General features: G+C 68.2%; 22 protein-coding genes. 15 read left to right on the forward strand and 7 right to left on the reverse strand.

Features of this window, described 5'->3' with window-relative positions:
• Window positions 1–10 precede the first annotated feature (10 nt).
• The 3 genes from KO481_RS26490 to KO481_RS26500 form a co-directional block, all read right to left on the reverse strand.
• Window positions 11–352 carry a hypothetical protein gene (locus tag KO481_RS26490; protein ID WP_215920833.1) on the reverse strand — a complete coding sequence of 114 codons (342 nt, stop codon included), beginning with the start codon at window positions 350–352 and terminating at the stop codon, window positions 11–13.
• A 30-nt stretch (window positions 353–382) separates the two neighbouring features.
• Window positions 383–1,531 carry a tetratricopeptide repeat protein gene (locus KO481_RS26495; RefSeq protein WP_215920835.1) on the reverse strand — a complete coding sequence of 383 codons (1,149 nt, stop codon included), beginning with the start codon at window positions 1,529–1,531 and terminating at the stop codon, window positions 383–385.
• A gap of 164 nt (window positions 1,532–1,695) precedes the next feature.
• Window positions 1,696–3,156, reverse strand: coding sequence for an AMP nucleosidase (locus KO481_RS26500; protein ID WP_215920836.1), 1,461 nt, complete (start codon window positions 3,154–3,156; stop codon window positions 1,696–1,698).
• A 512-nt stretch (window positions 3,157–3,668) separates the two neighbouring features.
• Between KO481_RS26500 and KO481_RS26505 the strand changes: the two genes are divergently transcribed.
• Both KO481_RS26505 and KO481_RS26510 read left to right on the forward strand, forming a co-directional pair.
• Window positions 3,669–4,541, forward strand: coding sequence for a helix-turn-helix domain-containing protein (locus KO481_RS26505; RefSeq protein WP_215920838.1), 873 nt, complete (start codon window positions 3,669–3,671; stop codon window positions 4,539–4,541).
• Window positions 4,538–4,744 carry a DUF397 domain-containing protein gene (locus tag KO481_RS26510; RefSeq protein ID WP_215920840.1) on the forward strand — a complete coding sequence of 69 codons (207 nt, stop codon included), beginning with the start codon at window positions 4,538–4,540 and terminating at the stop codon, window positions 4,742–4,744. The genes KO481_RS26505 and KO481_RS26510 overlap by 4 nt, the downstream gene beginning before the upstream one ends.
• 118 nt (window positions 4,745–4,862) lie before the next feature.
• On the opposite strand, the gene KO481_RS26515 is transcribed toward KO481_RS26510, so the two are convergent.
• Window positions 4,863–5,717 (reverse strand): C40 family peptidase, encoded by an 855-nt coding sequence (locus tag KO481_RS26515; protein ID WP_215920843.1) that lies wholly within the window; start codon window positions 5,715–5,717, stop codon window positions 4,863–4,865.
• Window positions 5,718–6,148: 431 nt separating this feature from the next.
• On the opposite strand from KO481_RS26515, the gene KO481_RS26520 reads away from it, so the two are divergent.
• Together KO481_RS26520 and KO481_RS26525 are read left to right on the forward strand one after the other, a co-directional pair.
• Entirely contained in the window at window positions 6,149–6,889 is a 741-nt protein-coding gene (locus KO481_RS26520; RefSeq protein WP_215920844.1) for an SDR family NAD(P)-dependent oxidoreductase, read from the forward strand.
• A 46-nt stretch (window positions 6,890–6,935) separates the two neighbouring features.
• On the forward strand, window positions 6,936–7,946 hold the full coding sequence (locus KO481_RS26525) for an RNA polymerase subunit sigma-70 (RefSeq protein ID WP_215920845.1): 1,011 nt from the start codon (window positions 6,936–6,938) through the stop codon (window positions 7,944–7,946).
• Here KO481_RS26525 and KO481_RS44035 read toward each other — a convergent pair.
• The gene (locus KO481_RS44035) at window positions 7,943–8,494 is read right to left on the reverse strand and encodes a DivIVA domain-containing protein (protein WP_308166792.1); all 552 of its coding nucleotides are present in this window, start codon (window positions 8,492–8,494) and stop codon (window positions 7,943–7,945) included. The two genes, KO481_RS26525 and KO481_RS44035, sit on opposite strands and share 4 nt — an antisense overlap.
• A gap of 154 nt (window positions 8,495–8,648) precedes the next feature.
• Between KO481_RS44035 and KO481_RS26535 the strand changes: the two genes are divergently transcribed.
• Window positions 8,649–10,136 (forward strand): flavin-containing monooxygenase, encoded by a 1,488-nt coding sequence (locus KO481_RS26535; RefSeq protein WP_215920846.1) that lies wholly within the window; start codon window positions 8,649–8,651, stop codon window positions 10,134–10,136.
• Between the two features lie 226 nt (window positions 10,137–10,362).
• Here KO481_RS26535 and KO481_RS26540 read toward each other — a convergent pair whose 3' ends face one another.
• The gene (locus KO481_RS26540; RefSeq protein WP_215920848.1) at window positions 10,363–10,998 is read right to left on the reverse strand and encodes a hypothetical protein; all 636 of its coding nucleotides are present in this window, start codon (window positions 10,996–10,998) and stop codon (window positions 10,363–10,365) included.
• Window positions 10,999–11,278: 280 nt separating this feature from the next.
• On the opposite strand from KO481_RS26540, the gene yajC reads away from it, so the two are divergent.
• From yajC to KO481_RS26590, 10 genes are all read left to right on the forward strand, one after another.
• The gene (yajC, locus tag KO481_RS26545) at window positions 11,279–11,641 is read left to right on the forward strand and encodes a preprotein translocase subunit YajC (protein ID WP_215920850.1); all 363 of its coding nucleotides are present in this window, start codon (window positions 11,279–11,281) and stop codon (window positions 11,639–11,641) included.
• Window positions 11,642–11,813: 172 nt separating this feature from the next.
• Window positions 11,814–13,757, forward strand: a complete 1,944-nt coding sequence (gene secD, locus KO481_RS26550) for a protein translocase subunit SecD (RefSeq protein WP_215920852.1) — start codon at window positions 11,814–11,816, stop codon at window positions 13,755–13,757.
• 2 nt (window positions 13,758–13,759) lie between these two features.
• A complete protein-coding gene (gene secF / locus KO481_RS26555) occupies window positions 13,760–14,968 on the forward strand; it encodes a protein translocase subunit SecF (protein WP_215920854.1) in 1,209 nt (402 codons plus the stop codon).
• A gap of 56 nt (window positions 14,969–15,024) precedes the next feature.
• A complete protein-coding gene (locus KO481_RS26560; protein ID WP_215920856.1) occupies window positions 15,025–16,740 on the forward strand; it encodes an ABC transporter substrate-binding protein in 1,716 nt (571 codons plus the stop codon).
• Window positions 16,741–16,805: 65 nt separating this feature from the next.
• On the forward strand, window positions 16,806–17,378 hold the full coding sequence (locus KO481_RS26565; RefSeq protein WP_215920858.1) for an adenine phosphoribosyltransferase: 573 nt from the start codon (window positions 16,806–16,808) through the stop codon (window positions 17,376–17,378).
• 52 nt (window positions 17,379–17,430) lie between these two features.
• Window positions 17,431–17,844: a hypothetical protein gene (locus tag KO481_RS26570; RefSeq protein ID WP_215920860.1), complete on the forward strand. Its 414-nt coding sequence runs from the start codon at window positions 17,431–17,433 to the stop codon at window positions 17,842–17,844.
• 318 nt (window positions 17,845–18,162) lie between these two features.
• Window positions 18,163–18,606, forward strand: a complete 444-nt coding sequence (locus KO481_RS26575) for a nitroreductase/quinone reductase family protein (protein WP_215920862.1) — start codon at window positions 18,163–18,165, stop codon at window positions 18,604–18,606.
• 190 nt (window positions 18,607–18,796) lie between these two features.
• Window positions 18,797–20,386 (forward strand): ABC-F family ATP-binding cassette domain-containing protein, encoded by a 1,590-nt coding sequence (locus tag KO481_RS26580; protein ID WP_215920864.1) that lies wholly within the window; start codon window positions 18,797–18,799, stop codon window positions 20,384–20,386.
• Window positions 20,387–20,656: 270 nt separating this feature from the next.
• Window positions 20,657–23,053: a RelA/SpoT family protein gene (locus tag KO481_RS26585; RefSeq protein ID WP_215920866.1), complete on the forward strand. Its 2,397-nt coding sequence runs from the start codon at window positions 20,657–20,659 to the stop codon at window positions 23,051–23,053.
• Between the two features lie 286 nt (window positions 23,054–23,339).
• Window positions 23,340–24,083, forward strand: a complete 744-nt coding sequence (locus tag KO481_RS26590) for an SDR family NAD(P)-dependent oxidoreductase (RefSeq protein WP_215920868.1) — start codon at window positions 23,340–23,342, stop codon at window positions 24,081–24,083.
• Between the two features lie 45 nt (window positions 24,084–24,128).
• On the opposite strand, the gene KO481_RS26595 is transcribed toward KO481_RS26590, so the two are convergent.
• Window positions 24,129–25,118: a DMT family transporter gene (locus tag KO481_RS26595; protein ID WP_215920870.1), complete on the reverse strand. Its 990-nt coding sequence runs from the start codon at window positions 25,116–25,118 to the stop codon at window positions 24,129–24,131.
• Window positions 25,119–25,826: the final 708 nt, after the last annotated feature.

The following is a 25,826-nucleotide window of genomic DNA, read 5'->3' on the forward strand; positions in this document are numbered from 1 at the left end:
GGGGGTCCTACTAGTCGCCCGGGGTTTCGTTCGGGCGGGACGAGTCGGGCTTGATGTGGCCCGCGGCGACGAGCTCGGTGAACGCGGCGCGCTTGCGGGTGCACTGGTGTTCGCGGTGCAGCTGCATGGCCAGGTGGGCCTCGGCGAGCGTGAGCGGATGGTCCGGCGCCGAACACGACAGCGCCGGTGGCCACAGGCCCAGATCCCGGCTCGAGCGGCGCAGGGAGCCGCGATCGGCCGACAGCACCGGCCGTGAGTGTCCCATCGACCACAGCAGGGCGAAGCCTGTGGAGAGCAAGGCCCCGCCGGCCATCGCCACGAGCACCACCTCCCCGACATCCCAGGTACCCATAACGCCTCAATCCTTCCGAACTTCGTACTACTAGAACCAGGTGCGTGGACGGACCTGATTGGCCAAGTCCACCAAGCGAATTCGGTGCTCGGGACACGTGGTGTTCCGGGCCAGCGTGCGCAATCCCGCCTCGAGGCCACACCGCAGTCCCGCTTCGGTGTTGGGGGTGCCCAGGATCGAGGTCTCCGGGCTCCGCAGGCTCCCGCCCGCCCGCAGCCAGACCAGGGTCGTCCACAGCAGCACGATCCGGGTGGGCAAATAGCGCGACGCTTTCGACAGTCCTGCCAGGCGCCCGGCGGCGATCCGCAGGTCCGTCTCGCTCAGCTCGGTCACCGGGGCGGACACCTGCAGAATGCATCCGGTCAGCCCTGCGGTGTCGCGGTGCTCGCAGGCCGCGGGCAGTTCGTCCAGGACAGCCACCGCACCGGCGAAGTCGCCGTGCGCGGCCAGGCGGCGGGCCAGGCCGAACGCGGCGCTCGCCGCAGCGCGATTCATGCCCCACGCGTGCCGGTAGTGGTCGATCGACGCGTGTCGCCAGTCGTCGATATCCTGCTGTGCGCCCTGGGAGTTCAGCAGCATTTCCGCGGTGACCGCCATGGCCAGGCTGGGGGCGTACTCGTGCGGCAGCATCACCCGGACGATGTCGAACTGCCGGTACGCGCGGCGGTATTCGGCGCAGAGCAGCGCCGCGACGGCCGTGTACCACGAGATCCGCCAATCGCCCAGGTAGGCGTTCCGCAGCGCCTCCAGCCGGGTCTGGGCGGTGCTCGTCTCGCCGAGCTCGAGCAGGACCCGGATCATCTGCAGGGCGGCCTCCAGCTCGAAGGATCCCGCCGGTCCGCGCGGCCTCTCGGTGCGAATGGGTATGCGCCGCAACAGATCCAGGGCCTGGCGGGGCTGGGTGTGCGGCAGGTTGGCCAGCAGTGCGGAGCTGGCGTCCCCGCCGTGCACCTCCGGTGCGGGCAGCGTCGCGACGACCTGGTGGATGTCCAGGCGGCAGTGGCGGGGCCGGCCGTCGAACATGCCATCCAGGCGCGCGATCATCTCCTCGACCCCGAAGTCGCCGCGCGCCGGTCCGAATTCGCTGGAGCGCATGCCGGGGATGCGGCCGTGATCGACGATGCGCTCGGCGGCGGGGTCGTCAGCTCCGTACGCGATGGCAGCTGCGGCGGCTGTCATGCTCTGACCTCCTGCGATATGAACCATACCACTATTTTGTGTAATATAACGTCAAGTGGCGGCACATAACAAGAGGTGTTAGCCAACTGGTCATTCAACCGAATCGGACTGTGACACAACGACTGTGGGCCGATCGGGCGGATCGGCGCGCGCGGATCAGCCGGTCAGCGGAACGGTGGCTCGTTGAACGTGCGGAGCTTGCGCGAGTGCAGGTTGTCGCCCTCGGCGCGGAGCAGTTCGACCGCTCGGATGCCGATCTGGAGGTGCTCGGAGATGGTGCCCTCGTAGAAGCGGTTCGCCTGGCCCGGGAGCTTGATCTCGCCGTGCAGGGGCTTGTCCGAAACGCACAGCAGGGTGCCGTACGGGACGCGGAACCGGTAGCCCTGGGCCGCGACGGTGGCACTCTCCATGTCGACCGCCACGGCCCGGCTCTGGTTGAAGCGCAGCGCCGAGGCGGAATAGCGCAGTTCCCAGTTGCGGTCGTCGGTGGTGACGACGGTGCCGGTGCGCAGGCGTTCCTTGACGTCGTCGCCGGGCATGCCGCTGACCAGCCGGGTGGCGTCGTACAGGGCCCGCTGTACCTCGGCGATGCTGGGGATCGGGATGTCCGGGGGTAGGACCGAATCCAGCACATGATCGTCGCGCAGGTAGGCGTGCGCGAGCACGTAGTCGCCGATCTCCTGGCTCTCCCGCAGCCCGCCGCAGTGCCCGATCATCATCCAGGCGGCCGGGCGCAGCACCGCGAGGTGATCGCAGATGGTCTTCGCGTTCGCCGGCCCCACCCCGATGTTCACCAGGGTGATGCCCGGACCGTCGGCGGCGCTCAGATGCCAAGCCGGCATCTGATGCTTCTTCCAGGCCAGATCCGACACCGTCGTGTCGCGGTCCCGGGTGTCGGCGGTGACGACCGCGCCGCCCGCGCAGGCCAGCCGCTGGTACGGGCTGTCCGGATCCGCAATTTCGTCACCGGCCCAGCGCACGAACTCGTCGACGTAGCGGGTGTAGTTGGTGAACAGTACGAACGGCTGGAAGTCCTCGACCGCCGTGCCGGTGTAGTGCCGCAGCCGTGCGAGCGAGAAGTCGGTCCGCAGCGCGTCGAAGTGGCTGAGTGGGAAGGGCTCGTCGAGGACGAGCGTCCCGTCGGCCGTCTCGTCGCCGATGTCGGCCAGGTTGGTGGTCGGGAAGTAGCGCGCGATATCCGCACTCATCGATCGGTCCAGCGCCAGGTCGGAGCCGTCGATCACGTACGGGAACGGGATCTCCTGCCGGGACGGTCCGACATCGATCCGCACGTCGTAGTCCCGCTCGATCACCTCCAGCTGCTCGGTGAGATACCGCCGCAGCAGCTCGGGCCGGGTCACGCTCGTCGAATAGAACCCGGGCCGGGTCAACCGCCCCCACGACCGCGGCCCCTTCTCCCGATGCACCTCACCCTCCCAGGACAGGCGCAGCTCGGGATAGACGAACGCCCCCTCGGCCCGCTGCCGCCAGTCCGGGGCCACGCCGTCGTGGATGAACTCGCGCACCGCCGTCCGCAACTTGTCGACCGCGCGGTCGTACCGGCTCTGCAACTCCTGCAGGGCCTGCGCCGCGGTCAGATCGGTAGCGGTATCCCTGTCCGGCATGTCTCTCCCGTGCGTTCGGCTCAACTGTGCCTGCCATCGTAAGGATGGGGCCGATTTGTGCGGTTGGCGGCCACGTCCAGCGGTCAGAAACCCATATGTGGTGTGTCGGAGGGGGTTAGCTGGCCCGCGTCGATGAGGCGCTGTTTGGCCTGTCCTTTTACTGGACATATCCGTGCTGGACATTCCAGATGGGTCTGCATGATGAGGTGGGCGTAGGCGATTGTCATGACCGGCAATCGGCGATGGTCGGTGATCGGAAGTCCGTACATGTGAGCACCCCTGAAAACTGGAATTACCGATTTGGAATCCCCGGTGGCCGAGGCCGAAACCGCCTGGTACAGATGACATCCGGGTGGTGGGTGCATCCCGGCCATCGGGGCGAATTCAGTAGTACAGTGGCGCGCGGCATTACGGAAGCCAAAAACGTACGATTCGCGGGAAATATTGGTGCTCTTCCAAACTGAGACCCGAATCGCATTCCAAACTGAGAGATAACAGAATGGGAGGATCAAATGACGGGTTCGGCCGTACCGCGGCGTATGCTGGGGCGGGAGTTGAAGAAACTACGCGAGCGATCCGGCGTGACAGTGCCGGTCGCCGCCCGGGCAATCGAGGTGTCGCCGCAGACGTTGTGGCGCATGGAGTCCGGGCAGGACGGGCCGAAACTGAAAGAGCTGTACGTCAAGATTCTGTGCGGGATGTACGGTGCGAGTGAGGAGGTGACCGAGGCGTTGGCGGCGCTGGTGGGGGAGACCAAGAAACCTGGTTGGTGGCACAGTTTTGCCGAAGTCGTTCCGGATCACTTCGATCTGTTCATCGGGCTGGAGGAGGCCGCGGCCCGGGTGGCGACGTTTCAGCTGGCCCTTCTTCCCGGCCTGCTGCAGACGCCCGAGTATCGGCAGGCGGTCATGTGGGTCGAATTTCCCGGCAAATCGCCGGAGGATCTGGAGCGGTACCTCGACATCCTCCAGCGACGGCAGATGCGGTTGCGGGGCAATGGTTTCGAGTTGCGCGCGTTGCTGTGCGAATCGATCTTGCGGCGACCGATGGGTGGACCGGCGGTGATGACGGATCAGGTGCTGCACCTGTACGCCATGTCGTCACTGCCGAACGTTGCGATCCAGATCGTTCCGGATCGTGTCGGCTGCCATCAGGGGCTGCTCACCGGTTCGTTCGTCATGATGGACTTCCCCGAGCATTCGACCGCGCGGTTGACCGAACCGCCCGTTGTTTACGTGCAGGGCTACACGGGGGCGCTGTATCTCGATCAGGCGGTCGAGGTCGAGCAGTTTCGGTATGCGACAAAGGAAATTCAGCGCGTAGCGTTGGATGTAGACGCGAGCAGGCAACTGCTCCTGACTATTTCGAGGGAGTACCAAGCATGAACATCGATCTGTCCAGCGCTGCGTGGTACAAGAGCAGTCGGTCGGCGAGTCAGGACACCTGTGTCGAGGTGGCGCATCTCGGCGAGGGCCTGGTTGGCGTGCGCGACTCGAAGGATCCGTCCGGCCCGGCATTGGTCTTCGAACCCGTTGCCTGGGATGCCTTCACAGCAGGCATCCAGGACCGGAAGTTCGATCTACCCTGAGAGGCACTGCGACTCGGCCGACCATGAAATCGGCTGAGTCGCAGCCTATTCCCGACGGCGATGTCGGCAGCGATGCCGAGCTCGCGACGCGGTAGCTCCTACGCGGTCCGGCGCGAGATCAGCTCGGCCGCCGGATCCCGTAGAGGTCGTTGCGATTCAGCGGAATCTCCTCGACGGTTTCCCCCGATTCCGGCGCCTGTACGATCGTCGGCGCGCCGTTCTGCGAACCCGCGTACACCGCAACGTGTTCCGGCGGGGTTTCGAAGTACAGCAGGTCTCCCGGCTGGGCGTTGCCGACGCCGAGATTGCCGGTCGGCGTCACGGTCGTCAGGTACTGCGAGGTGACCTGATTCGTTGTGCCCGGGCCGATGTCGTGTCCGGTGGCCTGATAGGTCGCGTAGCGGACCAGCCCCTCGCAGTCGAATCCGACCCTGTTGAAATCGCCGAACTGGTTTGCGCCCTGGCCGTTGTCGGCCTCGCCCTTCGTCGGACCGTAGACACCGCCGGCGCCCCAGGCGTAGGGTGCGCCCGCATAGCTGCGGGCCGCGGCGAGTACGACGTCGCCCACGCCGGGATTCGCCACCTGCTGCCCACCGACGGTGAGCGACAGCGCGCCGCCCGACGCTCGCGAGATGGCGGTCACCGATCCGTCCGCGGCCTTCACGATCGACCGGGACGAACCGTCGGCGGCGACAGTCGTTGCGGCGACGGCTTTGTCGGCGAGCTGGTAGACGACCGTGCCGTTCCCGGTGATGGTGTCTACGGTGGCCCGCCCGCCGCTCTCGAGCGACGCGCCGTCGCGAACGGTCACCCGGTCGCCGTGCGGGTAGGTGGTGGTAACGCTGCCATCCGGATTCGTCGCGGTCGTCGCGGCGATGTAGGCCGGATTCTGGCCCGGCGGAACGGTATCGGGCGCCGTGGTCGGGCCCGGCAGGCCGTCCGCATCGGATTGTGTCAGATCTACATCAGCCATGATCCCGCCCCTTTGTCACGACACCGAACGAACCGAACGCCCGGCCGACATCCGAATGTACTACGGCAGACGGGCTTCCGGCGCCGCCGAGTCCGATGTCCGTTCATCGCAGTGTCTTAGCGGTGGTCCCGTGGTCGTGCGAAGCGCACGGGGCTCATCGCGTGCGGTGGAATCCGATGCCCGACGGTCCAGACGGCGAGTGCATCGTCGGAGAGTCTGCTGAGGTGATGCGAATTCCGAAGTCGAGCCGGCGACGGGGGAAGGTGCTGCCGGCTCGCGGCCCGCGGGGACGGTCACGGCTCGGGTATGAGGCCTATCGCAAGAACCGTCAGATGTGACCTGCATCACATTCTGGGTCTGGCTGACGGATTTCCCCGGCGTCGATGGTCTCGATGTCGACCGAACAAAACACAAACATCCGGGAGCATCCGATGTCAGAACAGACTCAGACCGCCGTCGTCACCGGAGCCAGCCGAGGATTCGGCCGGGGTATCGCCGCGGCGCTGGCGGGCGCGGGCTACACGGTGGTGGGGATCGCGCGCGGTGAGGAGCAATTGCGCGCCGTCGGAAAGGAATTGGGGGAACGGTTCGTGCCGGTGGTGGGGGATGCGACCGATGAGGCCGTGGCGCAGCGGGCGATTCGCGAGTACCGGCCGGGGCTGCTGGTACTGAATGCGGGTGTCGTCCCGCACATGGCCCCCATCCACGAGCAGACGTGGGAAACGTTCGGCCGCAACTGGAATGCCGACACCAAGCATGCCTTCGCCTGGATCGCCACGGCGTTGCGTGAACCGCTGGCTCCGGGGAGCGCGGTAGTGGCGGTGTCGAGCGCGGCCGCCCTGGCCGGTTCGCCGCTGAGCGGGGGCTACGCCTCCGCCAAGGCCGCCATCCGGTACCTGCGCGGCTATGCGGCGGAGGAGTCCGAGCGCGGGGAGCTGGGCATCCGGTTCGTCGCGGTGCTGCCGAACCTGTCCCCGAGCACCGATCTCGGGGCCGTGGGGGTGGCCGGGTATGCGGCACGGCAGGGCGTCGACCCCGAAACCCTCACCGCGCGGATGCAGCCGGTCCTCACCCCGGAGCTGGCCGGCAAGGCGGTACTGGATCTCGCCGCCGATGCGGACACCGGGCCGGAGTACCGGCTCGACGGCGCCGGGCTGCACCCGATCGGCTGAGCGGCGGCCTACAGTGAGAACAGCGCCCAGCCCGGGAGACACCGCGATGCCCCGCGACACCGATCTCGACACCGATTTCGCCGCCGCCACCGAGCGGTTCCGGCCCGAGCTGCGCGCGCACTGCTACCGGCTCCTCGGCTCGATCCACGACGCCGAGGACCTGGTGCAGGAGACGTACCTGCGGGCCTGGCGCGGTTACGACCGATTCGAGGGACGCTCCTCGGTCCGGCGCTGGCTGTATGCGATCGCGACCAGGGCCTGCCTCAGCGCCCTGGAGGCCCGTACCCGCCGCCCGCTGCCGTCCGGATTGGGTGCGCCGCGGGACGATCACCGCGTGGCGCTGGCCGCGCCCGACCCGGAAGTGCTCTGGCTGCAGCCGATCCCGGACCGGCACATCGGCGATCCGGCGGCAATTGTGGCCGCCCACACCGGAATTCGGCTCGCTTTCATTGCCGCGCTGCAATACCTGCCCGCCCGCCAGCGCGCGGTACTGACACTGCGCGATGTGCTGGAATTCCGAACCGCCGAGGTCGCCGAGATGCTCGACATGACGGGCGCGGCCGTCGACAGCGCGCTGCGACGGGCCCGCGGCGCGATGGCCGCCGCGGGACCGGTCGAGGAGGATCTGGCCGAACCGGACGCGGACATCCAGCGAAACCTGCTCGACGGCTATGTCGACGCCTTCACCCGCGCCGACGCGGACGCGCTCGTGAATCTGCTGCGCGCCGATGTGGAACTCGAAATGCCGCCCGTCGCAACGTGGTTCACCGGCCGTCGGGCCGTGGTTGGCTTCCTCTCCAGTCGGGTGCTGCGCCACGGGTCGCAGTGGCTCATGCTGCCCGCTCGGGCGAACGGACAGCCCGCCTTCGTGGAGTACATGTATGCGGGGGACGGCCGCTACGAGGCGCACGGCGTGCAGGTCCTGACGCTGATCGGCGCGCGCATCGCCCGCATCACCGCCTTCAACGACCCGAGTCTGGTCGAGGCCTTCGGCTACGCCCCCGTGCTGGCGCACAAGCCTCGCATCGACCCCCGGCCGGGAACCGACGGCGGTTAGCGGCCGGGGGCCTCCTGCGCGGCCAGCGTCCGGGTCACCACGTCCAGGAACGCATCCACCTCATCGATGTAGTACGCCGCGCTTCCCGCGTGCGCCAGCCCGAAGTTGGCGGTGTGTACGTCCTGACTGGTCAGGCCGTTCGGCCCCACGTGCGCGAGCGTCGTCGCGACCCGGTCCAGGAACACGTCGACCTCGTCGGAGTCGTAGCCCGCGTGCCCGGTCGGCGGCGGTGAGAATCGCAGCCGCTGCACGTCGCGGGGGGTCAGGTCGGTCTGACCGGGATGCCGGGCGCTGCCGCGGCGCGCGAATTCCAGTTCGACGCAGGCGCGATCGAGAAAATCGTCCACCTGATCGCGGTCGTAGCCGCGGTGCCCGAAGGGGGCGTCGGGGAATTCGTGCTCGCGGATGTCGGCGGCGGTCAATAGCTCGTGGCCCCGGTATGCCCTGGCCACCCGCTCGCAGAAGGCATCGACATGGCCGGAGTCGTAGCCGCGGTGGCTCAGGGGAGCCCTGGGGAAGCGCGTCTGCCACACGTGCTCGAGAGTCACGCACACATTGTCGCAGCCCGGTGCGCGGGCTGTCAGCGGGACGGCGACTCCGCCGCCGGCGGATACGATCGGGGTGGGTGCGCACTCCCGGATACCCCGGACCTGGATAGTGTGTCATCCTGTATCTGATACTTCGCGTAACAGGAGGTTCGGCGTGGCGCCTCAATTCGATGCGATCGTGGTCGGAGCAGGGTTCGGCGGGATGGGTGCGGGCATCGAGCTCGACCGGCTCGGCCTGAGTAATTTCGTGATCCTCGAGCGGGAGGCCGACCTGGGCGGAACCTGGCATGTGAACAGGTACCCCGGCCTGGCGGTCGACATCGCCTCGGTTACCTACTCGTATTCCTTCGAGCCCAATCCGCATTGGTCGCGCCTGTTCGCGCCCGGGGCCGAGCTGAAGAAGTACGCCGAACATGTTGCGGCCAAATACGATCTGCGCCGCCGGATGCGCTTCGAGACGGTCGTCGACGGCGCCCGCTGGGATGCCGAGAACGAGCAGTGGGTGGTGTCCATCGCGGGCGGGGAGCAGCTGACGGGGCGCTACCTGGCCACCGCGACGGGCTTCCTGTCCCAGCCATACACCCCGCCGTTCCCCGGCATCGAGACCTTCGCCGGGAAGATCATCCACACCACCGCCTGGGACGACGACTACGACCTGACCGGCCGCCGCGCCGCGATCATCGGCACCGGCGCCACCGCCGTGCAGCTGGTGCCCGAGGTGGCCCGGAAGGTGGACGCGCTCACGGTATTCCAGCGCACGCCGATCTGGGTGGTGCCCAAGGTCGACATGCCGATCTCGCCCGCGGTGCAGCGCCTGTTCGCCTCGCTGCCCCTCACTCAGAAGGCCGCGCGACTGGCCAACACGACTGCCCTCGAGGCGCTCATGGTGATCGGTGTGCTGCACTTCCGGCAGGCCAAACTGCTCAACCGGGGAGCCGGCGTGCTGGCCAAGGCGCATCTGCGCGCCCAGGTGCGCGACGCGGAGACTCGTCGCAAACTGACCCCGCACTACGACTTCGGCTGCAAACGGCCGACGTTCTCCAACACCTACTTCAAGACGTTCAACCAGCCGAACGTGCACCTCGAGACCAACTCCATCGAGCGCATCGAGCCCGAGGGCATCGTCACCGCCGACGGCCACCAGACCGAGATCGACACCCTGATCCTGGCAACGGGTTTCAACCTGTGGGACGCGAACTTCCCGGCCATCGAGATCATCGGGCGCGACGGGGTGAATCTCGGAAAGTTCTGGCGGGACAACCGTTTCCAGGCCTACGAGGGCATCACGGTGCCCAAGTTCCCGAACTTCTTGAGCCTGAACAGCCCCTACTCGTACAGCGGCCTGTCGTACTTCACCACGATCGAGGCGCAGATGAAGCACATGGGCCGGCTGTTCGGGGAGATGTTCCGGCGTAACGAGCGGGTGTTCGAGGTGACCGAGCGGGCCAACACCGAATTCCTCGACCGCGTCACCGAGAGGCTGGGGTCCTCGGTGTTCTATGGCGGCCAGTGCTCGACCGCCCGCAGCTACTACTTCAACCAGCACGGCGAGGCCGCGCTGCTACGCCCGACCAGCACGCTGAACGCACACCGTGAGGCGGTCAGCTTCCCGCTGGAGGACTACACGTACGGCGCCGCCTGAGCCGGGCGTTCCGGCGCTCTCCGGGGCCGAAGGCTTTCGAGCCCTACTTGGCGATGCGGGCCAGAATCCATTCGGCCAGTGTGCGAGTCACCGTTCCGTGCTCGGAATTCGCCTCGTTGCAACAGAATTCGTCGAGCAGGCTGTGGGTAGGGTCCAGCGTGCGCAGATCCCGGTGCGGGTCCGTCTCCAGTCGACGGGATCGTAGTCGAGGGCGCGCCACACCGCTCTAGCTCGCCTTCGGCGGGCTGGAACCGGGCGGTCGCGCCCGCCGCGTCGTGCGGATAGTGCTTCTCGAAGGCGATCTCGCCGGGCACGATCCGATCCGAGCCCGCGCCGTCACCGCGCCCGTTGGCGACGCCGAGCTCGATCGGCCGGTACGGGAAGCCGCCCATCGCATGCATTCCTGGACCACGCCCGCGTTCACCTGGACGTAGTCGTGCCGTGTGTCGAATCCGATCAGGATCACGTCCACCCTGGATGACAGCAGCTGCTCGAGGAAGCGGTCGCTGCCCGCCGCATACGGGGCATCGAGCCGGTCGAACAGCCCGTCCAGATCGCTGGGCCCGTACGCGAAGCCGTCGGCGAACAGGAACGGGCGCACCGGCGCGTCGTGGCCGTCGGCCAGGTACACCCGGGCGGTACCGCGACCGTGGACGCTCAGGTAGGGGCGGCGCGACCGCAGCGGCCACTCCTGGTAGCGGGTGCGGGCCGGAGCGCCGATACGGGCGGCGGGCATGCCGAACCAGGGCCCGGAGGCGGACAGGCCGGTCGTCCGGGAGAGTTCGGGCGCGTTCGGATCCCCGGTGGCCTGGTGGAACAGGGACAGGGCCCCGGCCGCACCGCCGGGACATCGAGCGAGCACGTGATCCCTTCGAGAATTACCGTAGCGCAACGCAATTGGGCTTGCGACGGTTCGCCCGAAGCGTTATCGCGGAAATGGTTCGCCGGGACACGTGCGGGCGATCGGCCCCCCGTCGAGACCGCGGCCGCGGCCCCCGTGCCGGGTGGAGTGCTCCGGCGACGGCAGGTCCGCGTGGGCGCGAATGTGCGGCTGATGGCAGACTGGGGTACTACGCTGGCAGTTCGGCGTCCGCCGGACCGCCTTTCAATCCACTGACAATACCGAGGGACCGACTACAACGATGGCGCAACTGCTGTTTCCCCTGCTGCTGGTAGCCCTGCTGGTGCCGATGTTCCTCAGCGTGCGGCGTCAGAAGCGCGAGGCGGCCAACGTCTCGACCATGCAGGAGAGCCTGAAGGTCGGCGATCGCATCGTGACCACCTCGGGCCTGTACGGCACCGTGGTCGATTTGGACGAGACCACCGTCGACCTGGAGATCGCCGAGGAAGTCGTGACCACCTGGCTGCGGCAGGCGATCCGTGAGGTTCGTGCCGACGAGACCGAGACCGTCGTGGCCGCCGAGCATGAGGACGTCACCGCTGGGACCGAGCCTGTCGCCGAGGAGTCCGTCGAGGACACCAACGCCCGGCTCAGCAAGGACTGACCGGCCCGAGCCGTCGCACCACCGCCACGCGGCGTGCGGCGGCGATGCGCTGTGTCCGGCGTCCGCGCGCCCCTGTCCCTCGGGGGTGCCCGGCACCGTTCAGGTACCGCCCGGCCCAGCGCTAGTAGTCTGCCCACACTGACCGGATCGACACTGCCAGGAGATTAGAACTGTGCCACCTTCCAAGGGAACGGGGCATCCGCTGCGGTTCCTCGGCGTCTACGCGCTGTTGTTGATCGTTGTCTACGGTCTGGTGTTCTTCACCGGTCCGAAGTCCGCGGCGGCCAAACTCGGTATCGACCTGCAGGGCGGCACGCAGGTGACGCTGACCGCCCGCACTCCCGACGGCGGCAAGCCGAGCCAGGACAGCCTGAAGCAGGCTCAGCAGATCATCGAATCCCGGGTGAACGGCCTCGGCGTCTCGGGCTCCGAGGTCGTCATCGACGGCAGCAACCTGGTGATCACGGTCCCCGGGCAGAACGGCCAGCAGGCCAAGTCGCTCGCCACCACGGCCAAGCTCTACATCCGTCCGGTGATCCAGACCGGTCAGCAGCAGGGCGCGGGCAGCGGCCTGCCGAACGGTCTGCCGGGCGGGCCGGCGGGGAACATCACCCCAGGCCTGCCGAACGGTCTGCCGGGCGGGCCGGCGGGGAACATCACCCCCGGCCTGCCGGGTGGATTGACCCCGCCCCCCGGCGCCACGCAGCCGGGCACCCCCGCGCCGGGAGCCGCGACGCCACCGGTTACCAAGCAGACTCCCGCGGCCGCCCCCACCAAGAAGGCACCGGCCGCCTATCAGCCCGACGCCTCGGGCTCGGTGCGAGCGGTCCCGGCGGACTTCCAGGTCCCCGTGCAGACCCGATTCGAGCCCAAGCAGGCGCCCTCGACGCCCGCGCCGACGCCGTCGCACGCGGCGCCCGCCCCGGCGAGCCCGACGCACGCGCCCACCCCGGCGACACCCTCTCCCACCCCGGCCCCGGCCAGCAACCTGACCCCGGCGCAGCAGACCCAGCAGGCCATCGCCAACGCCAAGGAGTTGCGTCAGAGCACCAACCCGCAGATCCAGCAGCTGGCCCTGGCCACGCTGGACTGCAGCAAGCCGGACCCGCTGGCCGGTAACGACGATCCGAACCTGCCGCTGGTGACCTGCGCGACCGACGGCAGCGGCGTCACCTACCTGCTGGACAAGAGCGCGATCGACGGCCAGGACATCAAGGACGCCAGCGCCTCGCTGAACCAGCAGCAGGGGCAGTGGTCGGTCGATCTGACCTTCAAGCACAGCGATCCGTGGGCCAAGCTCACCGGCGACTACGTCAACCGGCAGATCGCGTTCACGCTGGACTCCAAGGTGGTCAGCGCCCCGGTCGTGCAGCAGGGCCCGCAGCAGGGTGGCAGCACCTCGATCACCGGGCACTTCAACGGCACCACCGCCAAGGAACTGGCCAACGAGCTCAAGTACGGTTCGCTGCCGCTGTCCTTCGCGACCTCCGAGGCACAGACGGTCTCCGCGACGCTGGGGCTGTCCTCGCTGCACGCGGGCCTGATCGCGGGTGCGGTCGGCCTGATCGCCGTGCTGCTGTACTGCCTGCTGTACTACCGGATGCTCGGATTCCTCGCCGGATTCTCGCTCGTCGCTTCGGGTTTCGCGGTCTTCGGCATCATCGTGCTGCTGGGCAGGTGGATCAACTTCACCCTCGACCTGGCCGGTATCGCCGGTCTGATCATCGGTATCGGTATGACCGCGGACTCGTTCGTGGTGTTCTTCGAACGCATCAAGGACGAGATGCGCGAGGGCCGCAGCTTCCGCTCGGCGGTGCCGCGCGGCTGGTCCCGCGCCCAGCGCACCAACCTCTCCGGTAAGACGGTCAGCCTGATCGCCTCGGCGGTGCTGTACATCCTGGCCGCGGGGCAGGTGAAGGGCTTCGCCTTCACCCTGGGCCTGACCACGATCATGGACGTGATCGTGCTGTACCTGGTCACCTCGCCGCTGATGATGCTGGCCTCGCGCTCGCCGTTCTGGGCCAAGCCCTCGGTGAACGGCCTCGGCGCGGTCGCGCAGTATGCCCGCGAACGCAAGGCCGCCGCGGGTATCCCGGTCGGCAGCAGGGAGGCGTGAGCATGAGTAACTCCCGAGTCATGGAGGACCGTCCAGTGGACGATCAGGTCGTGGACGTCGCGCCCCAGCACGGGTTCTTCGAGCGGCTCTACACCGGCACCGGCGGGTTCCGCATCGTCGGGCGCCGCCGGATGTACTACGGAATCGCCGCGGCGATGATCGTGATCGCGGCGCTGAGCATCGGGCTGCGCGGATTCACCCTGGGCATCGACTTCGCGGGCGGCACCCGCATCGATATCCCCGCGGGCGGCATCGCGAGCACCTCCCAGGTCTCCGACGTCTACAGCAAGACCATGGGGCACGCGCCGGTCACCGTGCAGAAGGTCGGTTCGGGGTCCTCGGCGTCCTACGAGATCCGTTCCGACACACTGGATGCCGCGCAGCAGGACAAGGTCCAGGCCGCGCTGTTCGATACCTTCCATCCGAAGGACTCCAGCGGCGCGGTGAACCGCAACGCGATCAGCATCGCCGAGATCAGCTCCACCTGGGGCGGGCAGGTGACCCGCAAGGCGCTCATCGCGCTGGCCGTGTTCATCGTGCTGACGATGGTGTACATCGGGATCCGGTTCGAGCGCGACATGTCCATCGCGGCCATCGCCTCGCTGTTCTTCAATCTCGTTGTGACCGCGGGCATCTACTCGATCGTCGGCTTCGAGGTCACCCCGGCCGCGGTCATCGGCCTGCTCACGATCCTGGGTTACGTGCTCTACGACAACGTCGTGGTGTTCGACAAGGTGGAGGAGAACACCCGCGGGGTGCTCCACCGCAACAACCGCACCTACGCCGAATTCGCCAACCTGGCGGCGAACCAGACGCTGATGCGCTCGATCAACACCACCGTCATCGGCATCCTGCCGATCATCGGCATGCTGGTGATCGCGGTGTGGTTGCTCGGCGTGGGCACGCTGAAGGACCTGGCGCTGGTGCAGCTGGTCGGCATGATCGTGGGCGCGTACTCCTCGATCTTCTTCGCGGTGCCGCTACTGGTGTCGATCAAGGAGCGCTGGGGTCCGACCGCCGCGCACACCAAGAAGGTGCTGGCCAAGCGGTCCGGTGCGGCGAGTGCCCGGGTGAGCGAGGCCGCGAGCAGGCGGGCCGCGGCCCTGGGCGGCTCGGGTAACGCCGCCTCGGAGCGTCCGCGTGAGACCGCAACGGGCGCACCGCGTCCCGGCGTCCGTCCGACGGGGAAGCGGCAGAAGAGACGGCACTGAGCGTGGCCGGTGCTCCGGCGCACTCTGGCAGGTCCGGTCTATTCAGCGGAGGAAGTGTGCGCAATCACCGACGTCCGTACGTCCGGCCGGCCGCCGCACTGGCGGTCGGCGCGCTCGTCGTCGGCGTGTTGGCAGGATGCTCGTCGAAGAACAAGGTCCCGTCCATCGGCTTTGCGGTCGACGCGGTGCCGGCCAGCTACAACGGCGGCACCGTCCTGGGCGCGAACGGCGGTGGGGCGGCGATCTTTTCGCGGGTGCTGACCGGATTCTTCTACACCGGACCGGACGGCCAGTCGATCGCCGACACCGATTACGGCACCGCCAAACAGGTGCCGGGCGCGTCGCAGACCATCCAGTACCGGCTCAACCCGGACGGCGTCTACTCCGACGGGATCCCCACCTCGTGTGACGATCTGGTGCTCGAATGGGCCGCACGCAGTGGCCGTTTCACCAAACCCGGCGGGCAGGCGCCCATGTTCGACGCCGCCACCAGCGCCGGGTACTCCGATATCGAGCGGGTGGAGTGCCAGGCCGGCTCCAAGGACGCGACGGTGATCTTCCGGCCCGAACATCACTTCGTGGACTGGCAGACGCTGTTCAATGCCGGGGATCTGATGCCCGCCCACATCGCGGCGCAGGCCGCGGGCGTGCCGAATGTGGTTGCGGCGGTGCAGACGGGCGATCCGGCGATGATGCAGAAGCTGGCCGATTTCTGGAACACCGGCTGGAATCTGAAGCCCGGCGGCATCGATCCCAAGGTGCTGCCCTCGTCGGGCCCCTACCGCATCGAGTCCTACACCGCCGACGACGGCCTGGTGCTGGTGAAGAACGACAAGTGGTGGGGTGTTCCGCCCCGGACGCCGCGAATCGTGGTGTGGCCCAAGGGCACCGATCTGAAGAAGAAGGTGTCCGACAAGGAGGTCGACGTCGTCGATATCGGCTCGGGTTCGGTGAAGGACCTGAGCCTGGACGGCTTTTCGGTGAAGCAGGTACCCAGCCGGGGCGCCGAGCAGCTGGTGCTCTCCACGGTCGGCGTGTTCACCTCCCCCGGGGCGCGCCGGGCGTTCGCGCTGTGCGTGCCGCGGCAGGCGCTGTTCGACAAGCTGGGCCATCCGGGTTTCGACGCCAAGTCGGGGCTCGGGGCGGGGCCGCTGAATTCGCGCACGGTGCAGGCGGATTCGGTGTACTACCCGGCGATCATCGGCCCGGCGGGCAAATACGCCAGCGGTGACGCGCCCGGTGCACAGCAGGCGCTGAGCGATGCCGGGGCGTCGAACCCCACCGTCCGCATCGGCTACCGCGCACCCGACGACCGGCGCGCGCAGACCGTGGCGATGATCGCCGGCGCCTGCCATGCGGCCGGAATCAACGTCGTCGACGCGGGTTCGCCGACCTTCGTGCCGACCCAGCTGGGCGGCGGCACCGTGGACGCGGTGCTGGGCGGCACCGCGGGCGCCCCCGGTCCGGCGGGCTCGCTGGCGAATGTGGGCGCGCGGGCGGCGCTGCGCGCCGGTGAGGGGCTCAATTTCGGTCACTACGGCAACGGCCGTTACGATGCGATCGCGGAACAGCTTGCCGCGGATGGCAATTCGACCGACGTACTCAGTTCGGAGACCGAGGCCGAGAATCTGTTGTGGAGCGAGATGCCGACGGTCCCGTTGTTCAACACGCCGCGCACCATCGCATTCGGTGACGGCATGCAGAGCGGGATCGCGAGCCCCACCAAGGCCGGTGCGGGTTGGAATATGGATCGCTGGGTGTTGCGGCGGTGAGCACCGCCGGTGGGTGGCGTGCGCCGTCCGGGCATCGGGCGCAGGATGAGGGAGTGGGTGTCGAGATGAGCAAGCACGGGATGGTGGAATCGGCCGATGCGCTGGGGGAGCGCACCGCGCGGGCGGCCGACGCGGTGCAGCGCCTGACCAGGTGGCACGATGATTTCCCGAACCCGGGCGTGCGGTTCGCCGATCTGACGCCGGTCTTCGCCGACGCCGAGGGTTTTCATTCGGTCATCGACTGCCTGGGTGCGTGCGCGCCGGACGCCGACCTGGTCGCCGGGGTGGACGCCCGCGGATTCCTGCTGGGTGCGGGCGTCGCGACGACGCTGGGTACGGGGGTCATCGCGGTGCGCAAGGCCGGCAAGCTGCCGCCGCCGGTGCACTCGCGTGACTACACCCTCGAATACGGTTCGGCCGCACTGGAGATCCCCGCCGACGGCATCGACCTGCGGGGCCGCAAGGTGCTGCTGCTGGATGACGTGCTGGCCACCGGCGGCACCCTCGCGGCGGCGGCCGGGCTGTTCGCCGCGGCCGGCGCGGAGGTGGTCGCCGCCGCGGTGGTGCTCGAGCTGAGCTTCCTGGACGGCCGCTCGCGTCAGGGCGATTATCCTCTGACTTCGATTGTGCGCCTGTGATTTCGGGCGAGCGGTTGTGACCGGGGCGCGCGGCCGATAGGCTCGAGCGGCCATGGTTCGATCACAGCACACCACCAGGATCACCGCGGCCGTTGTCGGTGCGACCGGAGTTGTTCTCGTCGTCGGCGCGGCCACCGCGTCGGCGACGCCGTCGGCCGACCTGCGCGGCGGCAACACCATCACCGCCCAGGTTTCGGGGGAGAAGCAGGGCCAGTCTTGCCGCATCGCGGCCGCCGGTATCGATATGCCGTGGCGCGCGGTCGGCCGCGACGGCACAGTGCAGCTCGACAGCGGGCCGGTGCGGCAGGGCCGTCACGACGCCCGCATCGAGTGCGAGAACCCCCGCGTCGGGGAGGCCTCGGTGCATGCCGTCGGGCACGAAGAGGATGTCTACACCGGCCATTGGGCCCCCGCCTTCGAATTCCTCACGCACCACCGGCTGCAGTTCCTCGCCCCGCGCGACTGAGTCGCGGTTCTCGGCGCAACATCGGGCGCACTTGACATTCGTACACGTTCGGCCGTAGCGCGCTGCCCGATGGCGTGTGCTGCTCGCTGCTCGAATCGACGTCACTCCCGCCCGAGCGCGGCCTGCTGCTCGGAGCGAGGCTTGCTGGACTCGTCACATTATGTCTTCCTCTTTTTGCCTCTACCTGCGGATATACCGCGTAGGTGCGAGCTTCGGAGTGCACTGCAAGAATTTGAGAGCAGTGCTCTTGACTTTGTGGGTGTCGTGGGTGCAGACTGTTCCTAACAGAGAGCGATGCTCACAGATTGAGGAGAAGTCATGAACGCCACCCGCAACATCACCGCTTCCGGCTCCGAGGCCGTGATGAACAAGATGATCAACGGCCTGACGAAGATGGGCATCAGTCTGGCCGGATCGCGGCTGCTCGCGGTGCGCGGCCGCACCTCCGGCGAATGGCGCACCACCACGGTGAATCCGCTGACCGCCGCCGACGGGGCGCGCTACCTGGTGGCGCCCCGCGGCCACACCCAGTGGGTGCGCAACATGCGCGTCGCCGGGGGCGGCGAGCTGCGCCTGGGCCGCAAGACCGAGGCGTTCACCGTGACCGAGATCGCCGACGTGGACAAGGTGCCGATGCTGCGGCTGTACCTCGAGAAGTGGGGCTGGGAGGTCGGCAAGTTCTTCGAGGGCGTGAGCAAGGACTCCACCGACGAGGAACTGGCCGCGATCGCCCCCGGCTTCCCGGTCTTCCGGATCAACTGAGCGGCAATGCTTTTCCCGGGTGTGATGCGCAAGGTTCCGAAAACCCCTTGCGCAATCGCACACTCGTGGTTAATTTTGTAGGCGTCTTGTTCCCGTTGATCGGAGTCGTGCCGTTGCTCTTCTGAGGTGAACGCCGAGTGGCCCGCCATCCTGCGCGCCGCATATCTCGCGACCTCATGGGAGTGTGCACATGTCAACGACCTCTGTTTCGTTATCCGATCTCACCTTCGCCTGGCCCGACGGCACCCCCGTCTTCGACGGCCTGGATGCCGTGCTCGGCCCCGGTCACCTGGGCCTGGTGGGCGCCAACGGCGCCGGGAAGTCCACACTCCTGCGGCTGATCGCGGGCGAGCTGCGGCCCGCACGCGGCTCGATCACCGTCGGCGGCGGCCTGGGCTATCTGCGCCAGGACCTCGGCCTGGCGGCCGGGCAGCGCGTCGACGAGGTGCTCGGCATTGCCGGGATCCGGCGGTCGCTGCACCGGATCGAATCCGGCGCGGGCGACGAGGCGGACTTCGAGATCGTCGGCAGCCGTTGGGATGTCGAGGAATCCGCGGTGTCCCTGCTTGGCCGCCTCGGGCTGCGGTATCTGGCGGGTGATGTGGCACAGCTGGATCGGCGCCTGGACAGCCTGTCCGGCGGAGAGACCGTCCTGCTCGGATTGGTCGCCGAACTGCTGCGCGAGCCCGACGTGCTGCTGCTCGACGAACCCACCAACAATCTGGATATTGCTGCGCGCCAACGACTGTACGAGGTCGTCGAGCAGTTCCCCGGCACTGTGCTGATCGTCAGTCACGACCGGGAGCTGCTGAACCGCATGGGCGCGATCGCCGAGCTGCGGCGCGGCGAGATCCGGTTGTTCGGAGGCAATTTCGCGACCTACGAGGAGATCATCGAGGCCGAGCAGGACGCCGCTCGTGCCGCAATCCGCGACGCGCGCAGCGACGTTCGCAAACAATCCCGTGAACTGGTGGAGGCCCGCATCAAGCTGGACCGGCGCCTTCGTTATGGGAAGAAGATGTGGGAGCAGAAGCGTGAACCGAAAATTGTTATGGGAGAACGCAAACGCCAGGCCCAGGTCGCGGCGGGCAAGCTGCGCAACAACCATGTCGCCAAGGTGGAGCAGGCCCAGGACACCCTGACCCGGGCGCAGGAGCTGCTGCGCGACGACCGGGAGATCCGGGTGGACCTGCCCGGCACCCGGTTGTATCCGGGCCAGGACGTCCTCGAGCTGGACGAGGTGCGGCTGGGATGCGGTCCGGTGGTCAGCCTGACGGTGACCGGTCCGGAACGGATCGCGCTCACCGGCCGCAACGGCGCGGGCAAGACCACGCTGCTGCGCCGGATCGCGGCCGAACCGCCCCGGGTGCCCTGGCGGATGCTGCCGCAGCGCCTGGACATCTTCGACGAGGCGCGCACGGTGTTCGAGAACGTCGCGGCCGCGACCCCGCACGCCTCGGCCGAACGGGTGCGCGCGCAGCTGGCGCGCTTCCTGTTCCGCGGTGCGGACGCCGACGTCGCGGCCGGCGCGCTGTCGGGGGGCGAGCGGTTGCGCGCCGCGCTCGCGATGTTGCTGCTGGCCGATCCGGCCCCGCGGTTGTTGCTGCTCGACGAGCCCACCAACAATCTCGATCTGCCGAGCCTGGCCCACCTCACCGAGGCACTGACGGGATTCGAGGGGGCGCTGATCGTGGTCAGCCACGACCGGCGCTTCCTCGACGATATCGCGGTGACCCGGCGGATCGAGCTCACCGGCGACGGGCTGATCGAGGAGTCGTGAGGCCGTCGCCGAGCGCGGGGTCCGGGTCCGCGCGACTGTGCATGCCCGGCGAATTTATGGGAACTCCGGGTGCACGTGCGACGTTGTTCAGGCAGGGCGGTACTCACCGTTCGTCCGATGCCGCCTGGGGAAACTGCCGGTGACCGTGGTGGAAACGGACGCCGATTCTCAGGATCGGGCGGCTGTCGGTGCCGCGGATTAAAGTTGGTGGTCTGAGCCGGAGGTTCGCATCGGCTAGGGTGTTCCGGTCGAGGCGGGAGAGGTGGTGGCATGACTCAGCATCTGGAGAAGGCGAATGCCGGGCAATCGGTCGAAGGCGATCGCGGCGCAGCCACCCCACCTGCCGCCGCGCCCGCCCCCACCCCGCGGAACATGCCGGTGCGCCAGCCCGGGAGCAGCCCAGCGGTCGTGTCCACCTCCGCCTCGCGGCGGGTGCGCGCCCGCCTCGCCCGCCGGATGACCGGGCAGCGCGGCATCGCGGCGGTCAAGCCGGTGCTCGAGCCGCTGGCCACCGTGCACCGCGAGCTGTATCCGAAGGCGAATCTGCAACTGCTGCAGCGCGCGTTCGACGTCGCCGACGAGAAGCACGCCCATCAGTTCCGCAAGTCCGGCGATCCGTACATCACGCACCCGCTGGCCGTCGCCAACATCCTGGCCGAGCTGGGCATGGACACCACCACACTGGTGGCCGCGCTGCTGCACGACACGGTCGAGGACACGGGCTATGCGCTGGCCGACCTCGAGGCCGAATTCGGCCAGGAGGTCGCCCACCTGGTCGACGGCGTCACCAAGCTGGACAAGGTCAATCTGGGTGCCGCCGCCGAGGCGGAGACCATCCGCAAGATGATCATCGCGATGGCCCGCGACCCGCGCGTGCTGGTCATCAAGGTCGCCGACCGCCTGCACAACATGCGCACCATGCGCTTCCTGCCGCCCGAGAAGCAGGCCAAGAAGGCGCGCGAGACGCTGGAAGTCATTGCGCCGCTGGCCCATCGGCTCGGTATGGCCACGGTCAAGTGGGAGCTGGAGGATCTGGCCTTCGCGATCCTGCACCCGAAGAAGTACGACGAGATCGTGCGCCTGGTCGCCGATCGCGCGCCCTCACGCGACACCTACCTGGCCAAGGTCCGCGCCGAGATCATCAATACCCTGACGGCGAGCCGCATCACCGCCAATGTCGAGGGTCGTCCCAAGCACTACTGGTCGATTTACCAGAAGATGATCGTCAAGGGTAAGGACTTCGACGACATCCACGACCTGGTCGGCATCCGCATCCTGTGCGACGAGGTGCGGGACTGTTACGCCGCGGTCGGCGTGGTGCATTCGCTGTGGCAGCCGATGGCCGGGCGGTTCAAGGATTACATCGCCCAGCCGCGGTACGGGGTCTACCAGTCGCTGCACACCACCGTCGTCGGCCCGGACGGCAAACCGCTCGAGGTGCAGATCCGCACGCACGACATGCACCGCACCGCGGAGTTCGGGATCGCCGCGCACTGGCGCTACAAGGAGACCAAGGGCAAGCACTCCGGCGATGTCGCCGAGGTCGACGACATGGCCTGGATGCGCCAGTTGCTGGACTGGCAGCGGGAGGCCGCGGACCCCGCGGAGTTCCTGGAGTCGCTGCGCTTCGACCTGAAGTCGCCGGAAATCTTCGTGTTCACCCCGAAGGGCGACGTCGTTACGCTGCCGCAGAAGTCCACGCCGGTCGATTTCGCGTATGCCGTGCATACCGAGGTCGGGCACAAGTGCATCGGCGCCCGCGTCAACGGCCGCTTGGTCGCGCTCGAGCGGCAGCTGGAGAACGGCGAGGTCGTCGAGATCTTCACCTCCAAGGCGCAGAACGCCGGGCCCAGCCGCGACTGGCAGAACTTCGTCGTGTCGCCGCGCGCGAAGGCCAAGATCCGCCAGTGGTTCGCGAAGGAGCGGCGGGAGGAGGCGCTCGAGACCGGTAAGGAGCAGATCTCCAAGGAGGTCCGCCGCTCCGGCCTGCCGCTGCAGCGCCTGATGAGCGTCGATGCGATGTCCGCGCTGGCCCACGAGCTGCACTACACCGACATCTCCGCGCTGTACGCGGCCGTCGGTGAGAACCAGGTGTCGGCGCATCACGTCGTGCAGCGCCTGATGGCCCAGCTCGGCGGCGTCGGCGACGTGGAAAACGAACTGGCCGAACGCAGTACGCCCTCCACGCTGCCGCTGCGCCAGCGCACCGGGGGCGATGCCGGGGTCGAGATCCCCGGCGCCCCGGGCACGGTGGCCAAGCTCGCCAAGTGCTGCACCCCGGTGCCGGGCGACGAGATCATGGGCTTCGTGACCCGCGGCGGCGCGGTCAGCGTCCACCGCACCGACTGCACCAACGCCGATTCGCTGCAGTCGCAGCAGGAGCGGATCATCGAGGTCACCTGGGCGCCCTCACCGTCGTCGGTCTTCCTGGTGGCCATCCAGATCGAGGCGCTCGATCGCACCCGCCTGCTCTCCGACGTCACCAAGGTGCTGGCCGACGAGAAGGTCAATATCCTCTCCGCCTCGGTCATGACCTCTGGCGACCGGGTGGCGATCAGCAAGTTCACCTTCGAGATGGGCGCCCCGAAACATCTCGGCCACCTGCTGAACGTCGTGCGCAACGTGGAGGGTGTCTATGACGTCTATCGGGTGACGTCGGCGACATAGGCTGCGGACGTCCGCATCGGCCGTGTTCACGGGCGCGGGCGCGCGGGGATTCCGCCGGGGGTGGCCGCGATAGTGCGCGGCTACCGACTGAACGTCGTGCGCAATGTAGAGGGTGCCTACCAGGTTGCCCCGCCGCGGCGGACGATGATGCGCGGCCGGGTGGCGTGCGGATCTTCGTCCCGGACTGGTGCTCGCGCACGGTGCTGAGAGCCGAATACCCTGCGGCACAGGTGGACACGCGCGGTCGGCTTGACCTGGAGTGCGCTCCAAGGCCTACCGTCGAATCATGGACGCACAGAAGGTACTGGCCGGGCGGGTGGCCCTCGTCACCGGTGGCTCACGGGGAATCGGCCGCGCGACCGCGGAGGCGCTGGCCGCGGCCGGGGCGGCGGTGGCCGTCAACTATCGCAGCCGCAAGGACGAGGCCGAGGTCGTCGTCGCCGAGATCGAGCGGGCCGGTGGCCGGGGCATGGTGGTCGGAGCGGATGTGTCGGTCGCGGCCGAGGTCGATGCGATGGTCGATCGGGTCCGTGCCGAGTTCGGGGAGATCGACATCCTGGTCAACAACGCCGGGACCGGCGTGTTCCGGACGGTGGAGCAGCTGACCGAGCACGAGTTCGACCGCACCCTCGCGGTCAATCTGAAGTCCGCGTTCCTGTGCACGCAGGCGGTGCTGCCCGGCATGCGCGCCCGCGGCTGGGGCCGGATCGTCAACGTCTCCTCGGTCGCGGCCCGGACCGGCGGCGCGGTGGGGGTGCACTACAACGCATCCAAGGCGGGCCTGGAGGGTTTGACCCGCGGCTACGCGGCGGCTGTGGGTCGCGAGGGCGTCACGGTGAACGCCGTCGCACCCGGACCGATCGATACGGAGATGGCCGCGCCGCTCAAGGCGGCCGGCATCGGTGACCAGCTGCCGGTGGGCCGTATGGGCGAGCCGGCGGAAATCGCCGATGTGGTCATGATGCTCGTCGGCAACGGCTTCGTGACCGGGCAGACCGTCGGGGTGAACGGCGGCCGGGACTTCATCTGAACCGGCGAGGCGGGTGTGCAGGTGGTGGTCGCGAGACAAATCCGGTTATTGCCCGCGGGTAGTCTCGGCCGCGGTGGGGGAGTCGGGGCCGGGGTCGGTATCGGCAGTGGACCCGGACGGTAATGGGCCGTCGGTGGGCGCCGAATCCTCCACTGTCCCGGCCGGTTTCTGGACAACCGGCTGTGGCGCCGTCTCGGCCGCCTGCGCGCGCGAGAGCCGAATCGCCTCGACGCACATCACCACCACCGCGAGCATGACGACGACGGTGCCGAGCGGGCCGCTGCGCAGGCGCTCGTCCAGGACGGTGATGCCGATGAAGGCCGCGCCGAGCGGTTCGGCGACGGTGAACGCCGGCAGGGAGGCCGACAGGGGGCCGGCCTGATATCCCCGCTGCTGCAGGTACAGCCCTGCCACGCCGGCGGCCACCAGGGTGTACGGCTGCCAGCTGGTCAGCACCGGCATTACACCCTGCCCGAACAGCTGGGTGACGTGCCCGGTGAGCGCGGCCGAGATGCCGAACAGCAGCCCGGCCGCGGTGCCGAGCAGCAGCGCCTGCAACGAGGGCACCTTCACGACGGTGGCGACCCCGACGCCCACGACGATCAGGGCGCACAGCAATCCCAGCGGTCCGGGCCAGTGACGCCACGGCGCGTCGACGTGCCCCTCGGTCGGGTTGCCGACCACCAGGAAGACCGCGAGCGCGATCGACAGCGCCGCCGCCTGTCCCCACATCAACAGCGTCACGCGACGGCCGCTGTAGTGCGCGGCCAGCGGCAGTGCGAACACCAGCGCGCTCACCAGAATCGGCTGCACGACCAGCACCGAGCCCATGGCCAGCGCGGCCACCTGGAATCCGAATCCACCCGCGTCGCCGATGATGCCCGCCCACCAGCGGGGATTGCGGATCAGCCGGGCCAGCAGCGCCTCGCCCTCGGGGACATCGGCGGCCGCGCGTTGCTGCGCCACCGCCGACACGGCGAACATCACTGCGCCGATGAATGCGCATCCCACAGCTGCCAGGGGTAAGTCGGCCATGCCGACAGTCTGCCCGGTTCGGTCCGGCAGGGCGTTCGAGACCCCCTTCGACGGCCACCGGCCCAACGGAAAGCAAATTGTCGGCTAAGTATGAAATAGGGCTATTTAGTTGGTGAACTGAGGGATTTTTCGTCGAAAGCTCACAGAATGGCAACTATTCGGCATCGCAATTGCCTGTTTCATTCATCGAGTGCCTGTTTCGGTGGTGGATCGCTCGATTGTTGCCAAGGGAGCCGCAGGGTATCGCCGGCGCTGGGAAATTCTTTCGGTCGGTCGCCGCTGTGACGTGGATCTTCCCGGTATGTGGCGGCGTTGTGGAGGTTGCCCTGCGGAGTTCGCCGGATTCTGTTACGGTCTATTGCGTTTCGGGGCTCACCCGGCAACGGCGGCAACTCGATCCGATAACCACTTGCTCTCACTCCGCCGTGTCCGACCGCCCACCGAAGGCCTTGCACACAGCTGGTTAAGGGGGTCGCAGGATGCCGACCGCGCGCACAACCTGGAGCATGCCGGCCACGATCGTGAGTGCCCCGGAGGGCTCCACGGGCGAGGCGTATCCGTGGCTCGCCGCCCGGCCCCGGCCGGACAGTCGGCTCCGTCCACGTCCAGCCCTGTCCGCCTTGGCAATTCGCGCCATCAGTGCAGTCGCCGGACAGGCGAGTGCGTCGATCCATGCGGGCCTAGCGGGTGGCGCGGTTCGATCGTGCC

Origin of the sequence: Nocardia albiluteola, from assembly GCF_018860155.1 — a bacterium.
Taxonomy (GTDB): Bacteria; Actinomycetota; Actinomycetes; order Mycobacteriales; family Mycobacteriaceae; genus Nocardia; species Nocardia albiluteola.

Coding starts and splice junctions, on each gene's coding strand:
- KO481_RS26525 (WP_215920845.1), top strand. CDS start 6,936: ATGCCCCGCGACACCGATCTCGACACCGATTTCGCCGCCGCCACCGAG.
- KO481_RS26500 (WP_215920836.1), bottom strand. CDS start 3,156: ATGCCGGACAGGGATACCGCTACCGATCTGACCGCGGCGCAGGCCCTG.
- KO481_RS26510 (WP_215920840.1), top strand. CDS start 4,538: ATGAACATCGATCTGTCCAGCGCTGCGTGGTACAAGAGCAGTCGGTCG.
- yajC (WP_215920850.1), top strand. CDS start 11,279: ATGGCGCAACTGCTGTTTCCCCTGCTGCTGGTAGCCCTGCTGGTGCCG.
- KO481_RS26520 (WP_215920844.1), top strand. CDS start 6,149: ATGTCAGAACAGACTCAGACCGCCGTCGTCACCGGAGCCAGCCGAGGA.
- KO481_RS26570 (WP_215920860.1), top strand. CDS start 17,431: ATGGTTCGATCACAGCACACCACCAGGATCACCGCGGCCGTTGTCGGT.
- KO481_RS26580 (WP_215920864.1), top strand. CDS start 18,797: ATGTCAACGACCTCTGTTTCGTTATCCGATCTCACCTTCGCCTGGCCC.
- KO481_RS26495 (WP_215920835.1), bottom strand. CDS start 1,531: ATGACAGCCGCCGCAGCTGCCATCGCGTACGGAGCTGACGACCCCGCC.
- KO481_RS26585 (WP_215920866.1), top strand. CDS start 20,657: ATGACTCAGCATCTGGAGAAGGCGAATGCCGGGCAATCGGTCGAAGGC.
- KO481_RS26490 (WP_215920833.1), bottom strand. CDS start 352: ATGGGTACCTGGGATGTCGGGGAGGTGGTGCTCGTGGCGATGGCCGGC.
- KO481_RS26590 (WP_215920868.1), top strand. CDS start 23,340: ATGGACGCACAGAAGGTACTGGCCGGGCGGGTGGCCCTCGTCACCGGT.
- secF (WP_215920854.1), top strand. CDS start 13,760: ATGAGTAACTCCCGAGTCATGGAGGACCGTCCAGTGGACGATCAGGTC.
- KO481_RS26515 (WP_215920843.1), bottom strand. CDS start 5,717: ATGGCTGATGTAGATCTGACACAATCCGATGCGGACGGCCTGCCGGGC.
- KO481_RS26595 (WP_215920870.1), bottom strand. CDS start 25,118: ATGGCCGACTTACCCCTGGCAGCTGTGGGATGCGCATTCATCGGCGCA.
- KO481_RS26575 (WP_215920862.1), top strand. CDS start 18,163: ATGAACGCCACCCGCAACATCACCGCTTCCGGCTCCGAGGCCGTGATG.
- KO481_RS26505 (WP_215920838.1), top strand. CDS start 3,669: ATGACGGGTTCGGCCGTACCGCGGCGTATGCTGGGGCGGGAGTTGAAG.
- KO481_RS26565 (WP_215920858.1), top strand. CDS start 16,806: ATGAGCAAGCACGGGATGGTGGAATCGGCCGATGCGCTGGGGGAGCGC.